The sequence below is a fragment of the Candidatus Vampirococcus lugosii genome, from assembly GCF_018420025.1.
Lineage (GTDB): Bacteria > Patescibacteriota > Gracilibacteria > Absconditabacterales > Absconditicoccaceae > Vampirococcus > Vampirococcus lugosii.
Map to the genome: position 1 here is coordinate 1 of NZ_JAEDAM010000027.1, position 15,948 is coordinate 15,948.

Below are 15,948 nucleotides of genomic sequence, written 5' to 3' on the forward strand. Positions count from 1 at the left end.
TAGTGATTTAACAGAAAATAAAGAAATAAATGAAAAAATATCTTGATCTTGAGATTTAAGTGAGGTTGAAAAAGAATCAGATACTTATTTTAAAGAAAGTGGTGGTAGTATTTCAAGCTGAGGAAGTGATGGAGGCTGAGGAAGTGGATGATGTCTAGATCCATATATAGGAAATGATTGTAATTGTATTCCAATGGATAGTGAAGTAAACTGTAGAATAGTAATGGACGATGCGGGTTTTAATCCATTATTTTATAAGGGCACAGAGGAGGGGGAACAATTGGATGATAAGCGAGATTTAGCACATTGCGATCCTGACCAACGAACTTATGTGTATATTGAGCAAACTTGCTTCGGGATGTTATGTATGGTATCGACAAGGGAAGAAAATTTGGTTGATTATGATAGTGAGGATGACCGAATTGCTTGTAAGTCTGAATAGAATATTTACTTTTTTTAATATTTAGGATTAGTGATTAACTTGACCATATAGTGAATTTGGTAGCTAATATATTATAATTAACTCATCAAATATTAGATAAAAACTGGCTTATTATCAATAATAAAAAGTGTTATGACTAGTATTTATTAATTTTAGCTTTTTGTACTACTTTTCCCGCCCGGGCGAGAAAAGTAAAAATAAAAGTTTTATTTTTTTGACATACTATAAATTATATTTATACTATATTTTATATAATAAAATTTATATTTTTATATAAATAAAATAAAAAATAATGTGAATTGATACTTTAAGTGTTTGAACAAATGATGATTTAGATAATATACAAGATATTATACAATGAATGGATGAAAATAATGAGAATAAAACTCAAGTTAGAGAAAAATTTGAAAAATTAAAAGCAGAACTTGAACAAGATTGAATAAGTTTGGAAGATAAAGAAAAAGCTTATGAAGAATTTAAAGAAGCTTTGGATAGTATTGAAGATGAAAAAATAAAAGAAATATTAAATATTATTAATTGAATTCAATCTGAATTAGATAATTTGCAAACTAAAATTGATCAAAATGATTGACAAGTAGGAAATTTAGAATCTGAAAAAGAAAATACACGAAGGCTTGTAAATGAAAGTTTTATAGAAAATTGAACTTTTGAAAAAATAGAAGATATTGATTTTATGGATGATCCAGGTAAATTTTTTGAAAATGTTATGAATAGATTTGTTAATTCACTTATTTCTTCTATTGATTCTATGGCAAGTTTTTCTTTTTTTGATAAAAATTTTGAAATATTCTCAAATGATGTAAAGATGGATAAAATATCAAAGTTTTTTGAAAAAAAAGATTATATAAATAAATCTGATATAGATAATTTTTCAAATATTTTGAATTCATTGAGTGAATATACTTTTTTTTGAGATTGAAATTTATTACAAAATTTGGATAATTTGGATTTAAATAGTTTGGATTGAATTGATGATAATCAAGTAAATAGAGAATTGTTTTCTAAATTATTAATTTTTATAAAAGAAAATTTGGAATATATAAATAAACAATACCCAGAAAATGAAAAAAAATCTGCTAAATTTGATGATATTATTAAATTTTTATTTAATAATCCTGTTGCAAATCAATTTAGAGATTATGCAGTTCCAAGTATTTGAATAAAAATTCCTAGTAAAACTAAAATTGAACCAGAAATAAAAACAAAAAAAGAATGAAAAATAAAAGATGAAAATATAGATGATTGAGATGATTCAAGTGCTGATGATTAAAAATATTTATTTTACATAAATTAATTTAAGAAAATATATTTTATAAAATTTAAATAAATACAAATTATGAATGAATCTTGAAATTGAACAGAAAATGAAACTCTTTTGAAACAAAAATTAGAAGAATTGAAAATTGAAGAAAAAAAAATTTTGGAAGAAATTCGTTCTTTAAAAAAAGAAAAAGATGATTTATGATGAGATCCTGTTTTGAAAGATTTTTATGATAAAAAAATTGAAAATAATATTTCTCGTTATAATAAATTAAATATTGTTTTTGAAAAAATTCAAAATCAATTAACAAATAATATAGATGATTTAATTAGAAATACTCAAAATGATTTGATAAATTCTCTTACAGCTTGACCTATCAAGTTTGTTAAAAATAAAAATAAAAATACTTGATCTTTAAAAGATGAGAATTGAAATGATATTAAAAGTTTTTTATGAGAAGACATAAATTGAAAAAATGTGGAACTTATTACTCATAATTGACAAAATTATTCTATTGTTAAAGGAAAATCTTGAAATGAATTTAGATTAGTAAATCTTGATAAATGATGTTTTATTAGTAATTGGTATGATAGTATTAGTTTTGATCATACTACATGATTGTTTATTGTTGATAATTGAACTGGAAATTCAAATAGTCTTATAACTTCAACATATTGAGTTTGAAAAAAATATATGACTATTGATTGAAAAATATTATGAGATGTAGATTCTTCCAAGATAGGATGTGATGAGTGATGAGTTTTTTATGAAGATAAATTTAAATATTCATTGTCTAATAATAGATTTGAATCCAATGATGATTATGAAATAATAAACCCTGAATCTCAAAAGCAATGATTTTTGTTTGTGAGATCAAGTGTTTTATCATCTCAAGATAATAAAATATATGTTTTAAAATTAAAATCTTGAACTACATTTGGATGAGATAAAATATGAAATGAATTTGATGAAATATTGTCTGATATAAAAGATTTTGGTGGAGAAAAATATGTAAAAGTTAGAGATTGAGAAAATATATCTTGGTTAAATCTTAATACTTCAGAGATGATTTGAATAGATTTAATTGAAGTTGAACAAGTAAAGCAAATTGGTGATGATTGGATTTTTAAAGCAAAACAAGGAAATGATAAATATGTATTGATAAATTTGAAAACTTGAAAAATTATAAATTTTTTGGAAAAATGAGAATGAGATGAAATTTGAGATATAGAAGAAATTTGATGAATGAAATATATAAAAGTTAGAAATTGAGAAAAATATTTTTATATAAATTTTGATACTAAAGAAATTATATGATCTGGATTTGATGAAATATGAAAAATTATTCAAGTTAAAATAAAAAATGAAGATAAACTTATTTTTAGGTGAGAAAATTGAAATTTAGCTAATTATTATGATGCAAATACTTGAAAATCTTTGATACAAGATAAATTTTGTTGACTTATATCTTCTTGAGAATGATTAAAATCTTTATCATGAAAAATAGATAAATTAAATAATAAAGATATTATATATTTTCAAAATTGAAGAAAATATTTTGATCTTGAAACATGAGAAGTAAAAAAATCTCCAAAACAAGAAAAAGTTGAACAAGAAGTAGCAGAAAAATCTAAATCAGAATGATGGCTGAATAAGTGATGGAAAAATTTTAAGAAAAAACGAAATGAAACAAATATATTATGATAATTTTATATATTATATAAATATTAAAAATAAAATGAGTATAGATAATCCTAATAATCTAGATAGAAATAATTCAGTGGATAAACTTAATGATAATCCTGAAATTTTAGATATTTCTCTTGAATCTTTGGATACAGAGATTTTGGTTTGAAGATTGACAAATATTATGCAATGATGAGAATATTGAGAAAAAGAAATTCAAACATATTCAAGTATTATTTGAAATAAAATTTTAAATAATCCTTCTGAATATTTAATTTTACAAAAAGAATTTAAATCTAATAACTTACCAAAAGAATTTTTGGATAGTTTATTGTTGGAACATATTTTTGATTTTGATACAAAACAGGCAATAGTAGATATTATATCAAAAAATTGAAGTATAGAATATGGTGATATACAAGCAATTTTTGATTATTCTAGTTTGGAAGAAGATTTTGAACAAAAAAAACAAGAAATTGAAGAATTTAAAAATAAAATTCAAAATCAAATTAAAATTGGATGAGAAGAAAAAATAAATTTTGATCAAGATATATCAAGTTTATCAAGAGATATGGCAAATAAAGGTATTGATCAAAATGCTATTACAAAATATATTGATTTGTATCAATCATTTAATTCTATTAAAAATAGAATGGGAGATGTAGAAAATAGTTTATTATTTAATATACAGGATAAAAATCCTAATTTTAATTTAAGAAATGTTGATGCTAGTTTGATAAATATTTTTGGAAATAGGCTAGGAGTGATAGAATATTTTCATGAAGTACAAGATACAAATTCTATACTTTGTGATATAGTAAATGCTAAACCATGAAACCTTTCTGAATGGAATCAAGTTTGGCAAAAAAGATGAATTCATTGATTATTAACTGAAGCTATTTCAATGACATGACTTAATAGAAAAGATGCTCAAGGTATAGCAAGTATTGGTATGGTGGTAGGTGGTGCATATATTGCTTGGAAAATGATTAAATGATTTTTTTGAGCAAAATGAATTGATTGAAAATTAATTTGGATGCTTAAAACTTGATGAATTGTATGATGATATTTTGTTGCAAAAAATATTGCAAGTGGTAAATCTCAAGAAGAGTTACAAAATAATAGAAGGGCTATTTTGGATTGACTTAGAAATGATACTGTAGCTAGAGAATCTATAAAACTTACTATGCAAAATATTTATTGAGATGATAAATTAAAGGAAGTATTAACTATTTCTGATGAATGAAATTTGGAATTAAAATGAATTTGGGATTGAAATACTTTATCTGAAAAATATAGAGAAAATAAATCAATAATTGCTATAATTAAAGCTGAATGATGAGAAATTGATGAAAACTGAAATATAAATGGTGATATTGAAAAAATTAAAAAAGAAGTAAATGATTTTTTAATTACTTGATTTACTATGTTATGAGTTTCATCTACTAATTTAAATGAAAAAAAAGATCAAAAAGTAAATGATATAATAAAAGAATTTGAAAAAGATAGAGATATAGAAGTTAGAAAATTTGCAATTAGAGATCGTATTGCAGATGATTTAATTTATAGATTAAAATCATTAAAATGAGATACTTCACAAGCTCAAGATTTAATAGCAAGATTTAGAATTTTTGCTATATCAGAAAATGATTTTATTAATTTATGGTGAAAATTACATTCAAATATTACTAATAAAATATGATCTCAATGGATTGCAACTTTGATGGCATGATATTGAATGGAAAGTGTTCAAATGATGGAAGTAGTAGAAACTAAATCTAATTTAGCATCTTGAGAAAATAATGAAAATAATGAAAATAATGAAGTTGATGAAGATAATGAAGTTTTATAAATTTAAATTATTTTATTAATTTAAGTTTTGTAGATAAATTATTTTTTATTGTATTAAAAATAATTAATAAAAAATGTCAAATATTGAAATTAATACTGATTCATTAGAAAATAATAATGAATCATTAGAAATTGAACAAGAACAAGATGTTTCTGAAATACTTAATGATTTTGAACTTGATGTAAGAAGGGAACTTATAGAATGAGAAACTAAATGAAATCTTGAAAGATTATGACAAGAGATAGATTCAAGATCTACTTTTGATCTTGCTTTGGAATTAATAAATGATGATAAAGAAAAAATATTAAATGAGCAAGATTCTGTTAAACTTGAATCTTTTAATATGTTTGTATGATGGAATATTATGGGTTCTATTTTTAAAAAAATTATGCAAGATAATATTGATCCATACAATGAAATCGTAGATATTGAGGAATTTAGTAAACAAATAAATTTATTAAATATTTCAAATACTCAAGATTTACAAAATTATATAAATAAAAATAATATTTCATTGACAAATAGAGAAATTCAAGTTCTTGATTTTTTGGTTCAAGATAATACAGTTTTTTCACAAGAATATAATGAAAAAAATTTTTGAAAAATATGGGATGGAATGAAAAGTGTTATGCCTGATTTTGCTTTAAAATACAATGAATGAGTTAGATCTTGATGGGATGACCTTTCTGAGCAAGAATTAAATTTTTTGGATAATATTTCTGAAAAATGATGAGATATATTTTCTGAAATGAAAGATGTTTGAGTTGAGTGAGTTTTTGAAAAAGATAATTGGCAAAATAAAACTTTGTCTACATGATTAGTTGCATGATGATTATTGGCTGGTGGTGCTTTAGCATTGAAATGACTTTCTAAACTTTTTGGAAATAAAAAATGATGATGAGATTGAAAAAAACTTTGATTTTTGGGTATGTTGAAATGGTGATGAATTTTATGAGTGGGGGGCTATTTACTATATAATTGGTTCAATAAAGATTGAAAATTAAATTCTTCTGAAAATTATTGATCTTGATTTGAAAGAAATGTTAAAAGTTTTGAGCAACTTAATGAAAGTGATAGAAAAAAATATAATAAATTTTCTTTATGAGTAGATTTTTATTATAAATCTGCATATTGAGATGATTTTTCTGATTGAATGAAAAATAATGATATGCTTTGAGAATATGAATGGGAAAATGAAAAAAATTGACTTGATTATTCATGAGTTTATCCTTATGCACTAGACAAAAGATATAAAAATATTGATCAAATTTTGTCAGAATGAAGTTTTTTTCTAGAAACATTTAATGTTTCCAAAGAAATTTTTAAACAAAATTTATTGGGTTGGTGAGTTAATAAATTAAAAAAATATTTTGAACCATTTGCATGAATTCTTTCAAAAATAGATGGTTTTACAACAGATATATTTTTACTTCCAGATACTGAATTTGAAAAAAAATTTAAAAATTTTTTAGATAAAGAAGATTTTGTTGATCAAATAAGAGAAATATTTAGAAAAAATATTAAAATAATTTCCTATCTTAATAGTAGGATAGATTATTTAAAATATGAAATAATAAAACAAAACTTGTTGGAAAATGATCCAGATTTTGAAAATAAAAGTGAAACGGAAAAAGAATTTTTGATTATGGAAAAAATTGATGATGAAAAATTTATGGAAAATAAAGTAAAACCTGCTTTAGATTTATTCTTGAATTCAAAAATATTAAATGCAAATGAAATATTGAATAATTATTGAATTTTGGATTCTTGAATAAATGAAAATTTACAAGAAAGATTGCAAGAAGTTGATGATTGGTATGAAGAAATATTGTTTGAATGAGAAAAATGAAATTATCAAATAGATGATATTTTATCAAATTTTGAATCTTGGGATAATTTAGATGATTTAGATAAACAATATTTAAATGAATTGTCAGAAAATTTATGAGAAGATATAGATAATTTTGGAGAAAGAGAATTTTTGGAAGCATTATTTTGACCTTATTATTATTCTTTTAATTCTGAAAATATAAATTTAAGAGAATTATTACAAACTATATGATATGATGAATTTGTTTGACCTTGGAAAAAAGTTCTTGAAACTTTTTGAGAATGAAAAAATCCTACTAAAAAAGATATTGAAAATCTTAAGCAAGTAGTAGATGATTTTTATATTTTTCAAAAGGAGATTATTATATGAGTAGATAATTTAGTAGAGATTAGAGAAGATTGAAATTTGGTAGTAAAAGCTTGATTTATTATTAAACAATTTGGTAGAGAAATTTCAAGTTTTATAGATCTTTCTTTCAAATGAGAATTTAAAGATTGATTTTTTCAATTAAGTGCTTGAACATTACTTACTTCTATTTGGATTGCAAATAGAACACCACTTGTTAAAATTGCTTCAAAACCTATAAGTGGATTTATTTTTTCTCCAATTAATTTAATAAAAAATCCTATTTTGAGAAAAATTCCAGCATGATTTGCTCATTATTGATTATATCCAAAAAATGATTTTGGAAAAGCAAGACTTTTATATGATTTTGCTAGATGAAGATTGAGTTTGGAAAAATCTACTGATATTTGGAATAATATAAGATGAATAACTTGATGAAAATTGACAAAAGCTACATTTTTGCAACAAGCTTTTTGAGATTGATTAACACCACAACAATATAATTCTATTGCTAATATTTGGGAAAATAAATATCTTAGAAAACAAATTCTATCAGATAAACCTTCAATTTTAAGAGATTTTGTTTCATTACAAAAAATACCTGATGATATAAAAATTAATATTTCAGAAAAATTGTCAAGATCTATAAATTCTATACAAGATTTATCTTGAAATAAAAAAATGTTTTTAAATAAATTTATTAAATATTATAATGGTGATTTAGATTCTTTAAATAATATATTAAGAAATATAAATACTATTTGATTTGATAATTTAGATAATAATCAAATAAATAAATTTGCAAAATCTATTGCTAGATCTTCCAAATGATTGAGTAGTACTCAAATTAATGAAATTATTAATAGTATAATTAATGAAATTAATAATTGAAATAAAATAAATTTTAATTCTTATATTAGAACTTATAGATCATCTTTTTTAAATTCTCCAACACTTATAAAATCTGTATCTCCAGAATTATCAAGTTCTAAATTATCTAGAGTTAAATCTCCATTAGTTGGAACTTTAACTCCAGAAGAATTAAAAGATCTTGAACTTAAAGTAGAAAAAATTAAATCTTGAAATATTGAATTTAAACAAAAATTAATACAGGCAAAAAATAATCCAAGTTTATCATTAGATGAAAAAAGATTATTACAAAATCAAATTGATTCTATAGATGATTTAATAAATAATACAACCGTTCAATCATTAAGAGAAATAAAACAAAATCCTTCAATTTTGAGAACAGTGGATTGAGTATATGATTGACTGCATGAAAGCACAAAAGTTTTTTCTAGAACAGTTTCCAAAATGAAAGATATTATAAAATCAAGACCTCGTATTACAGCATGATGAGTTTTGACAGTATTAGATGTTGTTTTGATAACTTATTTTCATAATGTATGAATGGATTCTGCTAAAGAAATGGAGGCTATAAATCCTGATTTATCAATTGAACTTGAAAAAACACAAAATTTATCAACTACAGTTTCTGCTTTAACATCTGCATGAGCATTATGAGCAGCAGTTTTTATTCCTTGAGTATGATGGGCTATAGGTGCAACTACTTTAATATCAATAGCATGATGGGGTTTACATGAGATTAGTATATGACAATATAGTAATACTGTAGATTTTTATAACAGAAATTTTGAAAATTATATAGGTATGTCTAGTGCTAAAATTAAGCAATCAATAATATCAGCAGTTTCATGAATAGAATGAATAAATCCTAGTTTATGATTTAATGTTGCTGATATGATAAAAGATGAAAAATATTTTGAAGAAAAATGAGAAGCAACTCTAAATGATGCCATAAAAGCTCTGATACATCAAGAAGAAATTTATAATTATACAGATGCTTTTATTTGATTTGATTGGAATCTTGATAATCCAAATGAAGAAAAAATAAGGCTTTGGGATAAAGAACCAAGACATGCAAGAAAACTTACACAAGAAGAAAGAGAATATGTTAGACAAAGAAGAGAAGAATTTTATTCTATAGTAAATAAAAGATTTGAATATATAAAAAATAATAATTTATTGGCAGATTTATCTAAAAATATTGAATATAATAATTGAATATGATATATAGAAGAAATATTAACAATGTCTAGATATGTATCTAATGAAAATGAAGATGAAGTAAAAATTAATGAATTGAAAGAAAATTGAAATTATGAAGTTTTAAATAAAATATTTATCAATAATGATAAGTTAAATGTTGAATTACTTTGTGAAACATATATTAAAGTAATAAAATGATATAATTTATGATTATTTTCTGACTATGAAGAGAATTTGGAATATTTTATTGAATATTATAATTATAAATCCAAAAATATTCATCCTTGAATATTAAATTCAATAATTTCTAGGTATGAATCTAATATAAATGTTGATAATATTGATTTTGGAAGATTATCAAACTTTTTGGAAAATTTAAATTTTGATAAAATATCTAATTGGGATGAAATTCCAGAAGAAGAAATATCTTTATCAGAAAAATATTGAATATCTAATAAAGTATGACAAAATGTTTTATATTTTATAGCAAGAGATGTTTATTCATATATATGAGAAAACGATTTAGATAGTCTTAAATTATTTTTTTCTAGTGATAATAGAAAAAATTATTGAATATATTGGTCTTGAAATGCTTGGTTAGTTTATCAAAGTGGTTTTAGATTTAATAATTTAGTTCTTCAATATCCTTACGAAGATAATAATCAAGATCCTTATAGTTATGCATTTAATGAAGCTGAGTCTATAAATCCAGATTATTGAGAATGATTTTTGGAAAAATTATATGAAGCTTTTGATAATACTAATTTTATAAATCCTGATCATAATTCGGGTAGAGATAATATAAATGAAGAAAAAAAAGATAAAATATTAACTATTATAAATGAAGAAAGAGATCTAATTAATTGAAAAGATGATATTGAACAAGAGATAAATAATTTTGTTAAAAGTAATTCTTGATCATGAAAAATACAAATACCTAGTGATTTAATTATTAAATGACTTAGAGTAGGTATTGATATTAATTCTTGGTATTGATAAATAATTTTTTTATAAATTTAATAATTTTTTATTATTTTTGTTAATTATTACTTGAAATTTAAAAAAAGAATATTACAATATAACTATGCTAGTTATATGCAATATAATTAGTATTATATTTATTTATTAATGTGACTAATATTATTATGTCTAATATCAAATATTTGATAATACCTTTATTTTTTTTGATACCTATTGTTACATATTGAACACAAGATATGAGAGAAGAGTGCTATAATGATCTTACTAATTATATGTCAAAAGTAGAGCAATTTAAACCTGCATATGAAATGATTCAAGATTTATGATATGATAAATTATCAGAGTCTTTTTCAAAAAAGTATGAAAATATGTCGTCTTTTGGTGTAGATTTGAATAAACCTATTTTATCTATGAGATTACATTCTTTTGGTGAACAAACATCTTATCAGCATCCACCATATTCTCCATTTCCGATTTATGAGTGAACTGAAAAATGGGAAAATCCTGTTAAAGAGTTTATAATTGCTGAAGAATTTGTTACTAATCCTGAAGATTGACAAGAATATTTTATTGGTTGTTCTTTTATGAATATTCAATCTCCTGATTTAATGAGTGTTGATGCAGATAATTATTGGTATGATTGAGAAATATTATCTGTATTGGTAGAAGATAAGTCCAAAAATAATAAAGTTTGGCATAATACAAATAGATCTTTTAATTATGAAAATGAAATATTAGCAGATTTTGATAGATTGTTTGTTTTTCCAAAATTAACTCAAAATGATTTTTTTAGTAAATATGATATAATTGATGCATTCCCTACTAACAAAATAGATTTGAAGAAATATTTGAATGTAATAAATCCATCTGGTGATGAAGAATTACTTTTTACAGTAGTTTATGATCAAAATTGAAATGTTATTTGATGAAGTTCTTTAGATGTTTTTAAAGGTATTTTTGATGAATCAAATAATGAAGGTTTTCCGCTTTTTGATATGTATCAAGAAATAGAAAATTTGTATCCAGAGTTTGCAAAATATTTAGCAATAAATTGATTTGTTAGTTTTGATGTTTTTAAAGAGTTAATGAATTTAAAATGAGATCATAGTTATGCAGATTTATGGAGTTTTATATCAAGAAGTAAAGATTTAATAAAATATGCAAATCAAATTCGTAAATGAGAAGAGCCTGACATATCTAATGATACAATATTGGTAGAATTTTATGATGAAATGTTGAAAAATATTGACTCTTTTGATAAAGATGCAAGAGAAAGAATATGATTAGAGCCATTAGAAATTAGTAATAGTGAATTAAATGAGAAAAACATAAAAAACATAAAAAATACAGAAAATGATGATTGAGATTGATTTAATTATTATATTATAATTGCAATCTTAGGATTTGTCTTTTTTATAATATTTTTGTTTATAATATTGGGTTCCAAAAATAAAAAATAAATTTATATATTAAAATAATAAAAAAATGAAATTTAATAAAATACTTTTACTTTTATGTCTTATTTTAGTTGGTGTTTGATTTTCTTATGCAAAAATGCTTGATATAAATCAAGAAGAAGCTGAAAAACATGATTTATATAAAAATAAAAAACTTACTGATTATCATATAGATCGGTGTAAATCATGAAATTCAAGTCTTTTAGGTAGTACATCTTGAAGTACATTTGTAACACTTGTATCATGTGTAGCACAATGACATATTTCAGGTGCAACATTTAAATGACCTTATGAAATTGATTGAGTAGATCGTTCTGGTGAAAGGCGATGTAATTCTACAGATCCTAATTATATTTGAAAGTGTGGGCATTGAGTTTCTCAAAATTTACCAGAAACTTATTCTGCTGAGGTGTTGTATAATATTCCATGAAATAAAATAGCAATTAAATGATTTAAAAATACTTGATCTCCTAATGTAGGTGGTACTTATAATACTCCGTTTTTGTATCTTGAAAATCAACCTGAGTGAAAAATAGATATTACTATTAACTCAAAAAGAGATAATTATTCATCACAAAGACCAGATTTTAATATAGAAAATTGATGGTCTGTATTAAATGATAATTGAAATATGTTTGTGGAATTAAAAAAAGTTGATTATTTATTCTATTTGTTAGATTTTGAAAGAATAGAACTTACTAGAAATGGTAAAAATTTTGATAGTAAAGATGAGTTAACTAATTATTTAATCAATTCAGATTTTTTTCAAAAATTATGATTTGATGAAGAACAAAAAGAAAATTCTTTAGATTATATTTTGCCTACAATACAAGATTCTCCAAACTATTATCTTACAGTACTGACAAAAGAATCTATACAAAATATTGTAAATTATGAATTTAGTGAAGAACCTGAAAAATTAATAAGAAGATATTTTGCTATATATCCTACATTAAATCCAGTAAAAACAAGTTGATGATTACAGTTTCCAGAAATTATAGAATATGATAATGAATATATTATCAAGGATTTTGGTGAAATATATCTAAAAAATGGTATGTTACCTATTTGGAAATAAAAATTTAATTATATAAATAAAATAAAAAAATGAAATTTAATAAAATACTTATGTGTAATATTGTTTTTGTAACAAGTTTAGGTATTAGTTTTGCAAGTTGACCTGATGAAGAAATTGAAGAGTCTGTAACATTGCAATGAGTAAAATTTGATGTATTGCATCATAAATATGAAGAAAGTGAGTTAACTCATCAAATGAAATGTGATGAATATTGAGAAGATTATGATTTTTTGAAGCTTACTGTTAATGGAACTTCAAGTATGATAAGTTGTGATATAGATTGATCAAAATTGGTTCCACCAGATTGATTAGATCCAGATCCAGATCCAGATCCAACAGGTCCAGATCCAGAACCAGATCCAACAGGTCCAGATCCAGATCCAACAGGTCCAATTAGTATAACACAAACTACACAAACAGAATATGATTGTGCTACTTATACTAAATGATATCATGAAAAATGGTGAAATTGTAAAGTTAAATGAGATTGGACAGAAGATTGAAAAATTAAATGTGTACAAGAATCAGATTATGAATGACTTACAGCACCTTGTGGTCAAATGGAAGTTACAATAACTAAATATTTTGATTGAAATTGAGATTTAATTGGTACTGATAGAAATGAAGGGGATTGTACATGATGTCCATGAGATAAGAAAAAACCTAAGTCAAAAGAAAATGATGTTATAATAAAATTAGTTCATGATAAATTTGAATGTATTTGATCTAGTTTTGCAAATAATTCTGATAAATGTTGATCAAAATTTAAGATTGATCTTTCATGATTAAAAGATCCATGACTTGTAGATATAGAATGACTTGCATGAATAGGTATTACTAATATTAAAAATGAAACAAAAGAGCCTGCAGATATTAAATCTGCATATGATCCAGATGATAATAGTGCACTTAATTTTAGTGATGTTATTGATACTCAAATACGAGGTAGTTCTACCAATTTTGGGTTTAGAATATCAGATATTAAAGCTATATCACCATTTAAAACAACTAATTGAAAAATATCTTTTGATATTGAGAATGTTGATGTACCTTGAAAAACTAATGTAACATTAGATAATATAAATTATTCTTTTAATAAACCATTTACTGGTAGTTTGTCAATAGATCCAAATTGAATTAGAGTTTGACAAGCTCAAGAATTAACTTTACATTATGCAACATGAACAGATATTTTAGATTTTGGAGATGATGAAGAAATAGAATATTTTGGTAATACATTAAAAGTTAATTGAACTTGATATGCATTAGTTACTACTTGATTTGATTCAAGAGATACTGATCTTGAAATGGTTGTTAATTATGACTGATGAAATATAGATTGAGATCCACGATTAACTACAGATCCTTATATATTTTATACTGTAGATTGAAAAGATGTTAGATATCGTTTATCTGATGGTAATGAACCAAATGATCGTAGAGTTACTTATATACCTACAAATACAAGTTATTTGAATATAAAAATTATATGACAATCTCAAACAGTATGAAGACAAGATGTAACTGGTCAAGCACAGAATTTTTCTTCTATGTCTACTTCTAATTTTAGAAATTCTTTTAGAAGAAAAGTTTTGGAATATACTAGATGATGGGAATATGATGATAATAAAGATTGAGTTTTATATCTTGATTGAGAAGGTGATACAATAGAATATTCTAGTATATCTGATACTTTTGAGACACTTATTATTCGTAATTGAAATCTTCTTATAGATGAAGATATTAATCATATGAAATGAATTGTTGTTATTAGAGATGATGTGAGAGAAGATACTTTATGAAATATATTTGTTAATCAAGATGTTCAAGAAATTAATGCATATATTTATTGAGATTGATGATTAATTAGTTTTGATAAGGATGAAAATGATTCATATAATAATTATTCTGATTCTTTTAAAAGACGTGAGAATTTAGAAAATCAATTAGTTTTGGAATGAAGGTTGTATACTAGGAATACAGTATGATGAGCAATTTGAGCTTGAAAATATATGTTGCCAGGTGCTAAAGAAACTACAGATTATCATAGAGCTTTGATGTATGATTTAAATCAATTTAGATCTTGAAGATGATCTAGTCCAGTAGATTCTAATTATACTGAGGCATTTATTATAAAATATCATACTTGACAATCTCCAAAATTATTTGAATAAATCGTTTTTTTTAGATTAGAAATAATTAATTATAATTATAATAGAAATTGTCTGTTACTAAAATCAAGAAATTTAAGTAATTATATTTTACTTAATTTCTTGATTTTTTCATAAATTTATATTTGTAGAATAAAATTTCTAAATCCTTGATTTATACAAGGATTTGTGAGAGAATAAAAATAGATTTATGTACTACATAATATTTTATAATCTTATTTTGAATAATTTATTTTCTATATTTTTTTGATTTTATATATATTATTATCATTAATTTGTTTTATTCAATCAATTTGTTTCAATAAATTTTTGATAGTATTTTAAATATTCTATTTATAGATATCAATATAATTTCATTTATATATTTTTTTGTATCTTTATCTATAAAAAATTTAACAAGATAATTAGTAAACATAAGTTTTTTAACTATATTTGCGAGTACTTTTTTTTAATAAACATATTATGATTCTTAGCACTTAAAATAATAAAAGATAAAAAATATATTATTTCAAGAGAAAATACAATAATAATCGCCACTACAAAATAAAATATTTTTTGTTTACAAAGATGAGATAATAGATAATATTATGTTTTGAAGAGTTAATATTTAGAAGTTTATAAATATTCTAAATTATTAATTAATATTTTATTTGATTTGTCAATATATAAATACATAAAAATATAAATATATGATAACTATACTTAATCATAAAAAAACATAAAATCGTTGAATTTTTACTTAAAATAAGTATA

General features: G+C 22.7%; 8 protein-coding genes. All 8 read left to right on the top strand.

Going from position 1 to position 15,948, the window contains the following annotated elements; all coding sequences use genetic code 25:
* The coding region (locus tag VAMP_RS02775) for a hypothetical protein (protein WP_213348987.1) at positions 1-442 on the top strand (442 nt) is incomplete at its 5' end.
* 292 nt (positions 443-734) lie between these two features.
* Positions 735-1,733 carry a hypothetical protein gene (locus tag VAMP_RS02780; protein ID WP_213348989.1) on the top strand — a complete coding sequence of 333 codons (999 nt, stop codon included), beginning with the start codon at positions 735-737 and terminating at the stop codon, positions 1,731-1,733.
* Positions 1,734-1,799: 66 nt separating this feature from the next.
* Positions 1,800-3,431, top strand: a complete 1,632-nt coding sequence (locus VAMP_RS02785; protein WP_213348992.1) for a hypothetical protein — start codon at positions 1,800-1,802, stop codon at positions 3,429-3,431.
* Complete coding sequence (locus VAMP_RS02790) at positions 3,409-5,262, top strand: hypothetical protein (protein WP_213348994.1); 1,854 nt, start codon at positions 3,409-3,411, stop codon at positions 5,260-5,262. The genes VAMP_RS02785 and VAMP_RS02790 overlap by 23 nt, the downstream gene beginning before the upstream one ends.
* Before the next feature lie 73 nt (positions 5,263-5,335).
* The gene (locus tag VAMP_RS02795) at positions 5,336-10,507 is read left to right on the top strand and encodes a hypothetical protein (protein WP_213348997.1); all 5,172 of its coding nucleotides are present in this window, start codon (positions 5,336-5,338) and stop codon (positions 10,505-10,507) included.
* Positions 10,508-10,653: 146 nt separating this feature from the next.
* The gene (locus tag VAMP_RS02800; RefSeq protein ID WP_213348999.1) at positions 10,654-11,949 is read left to right on the top strand and encodes a hypothetical protein; all 1,296 of its coding nucleotides are present in this window, start codon (positions 10,654-10,656) and stop codon (positions 11,947-11,949) included.
* A 25-nt stretch (positions 11,950-11,974) separates the two neighbouring features.
* Positions 11,975-13,024: a hypothetical protein gene (locus VAMP_RS02805; RefSeq protein WP_213349001.1), complete on the top strand. Its 1,050-nt coding sequence runs from the start codon at positions 11,975-11,977 to the stop codon at positions 13,022-13,024.
* A 29-nt stretch (positions 13,025-13,053) separates the two neighbouring features.
* Positions 13,054-15,198, top strand: a complete 2,145-nt coding sequence (locus VAMP_RS02810; RefSeq protein ID WP_213349003.1) for a hypothetical protein — start codon at positions 13,054-13,056, stop codon at positions 15,196-15,198.
* Positions 15,199-15,948 lie beyond the last annotated feature (750 nt).